The organism is Lactobacillus taiwanensis DSM 21401, assembly GCF_001436695.1.
GTDB classification, from domain to species: domain Bacteria; phylum Bacillota; class Bacilli; order Lactobacillales; family Lactobacillaceae; genus Lactobacillus; species Lactobacillus taiwanensis.
In genome coordinates this window covers 1-238 of the sequence record NZ_AYZG01000030.1, presented here as the reverse complement: position 1 = coordinate 238, position 238 = coordinate 1, and the positions used below count along the sequence as shown (strand labels likewise).

Here is a 238-nt window from a genome sequence, read left to right as displayed (position 1 = left end):
TCTTCGATTGTCTCGGTTTTTTGCTTTAGATTATATTCAGTTTTCAATGTACTAACCCTTGAGACCTTATGTCTCAATGGAGGCTAACGGGATCGAACCGATGACCTCCTGCGTGCAAAGCAGGCGCTCTCCCATCTGAGCTAAGCCCCCATCATTGCCTTTTATCAAAGCTTTTTGCTTTGAATGGGCCTAAATGGACTTGAACCATCGACCTCACGCTTATCAGGCGTGCGCTCTA

At 46.2% G+C, this 238-nt stretch carries 1 tRNA gene; it reads right to left on the bottom strand.

Features of this window, described 5'->3' with window-relative positions:
* Positions 1-77: 77 nt before the first annotated feature.
* Positions 78-150, bottom strand: a tRNA-Ala gene (locus FD18_RS04855).
* Between the last annotated feature and the right edge of the window lie 88 nt (positions 151-238).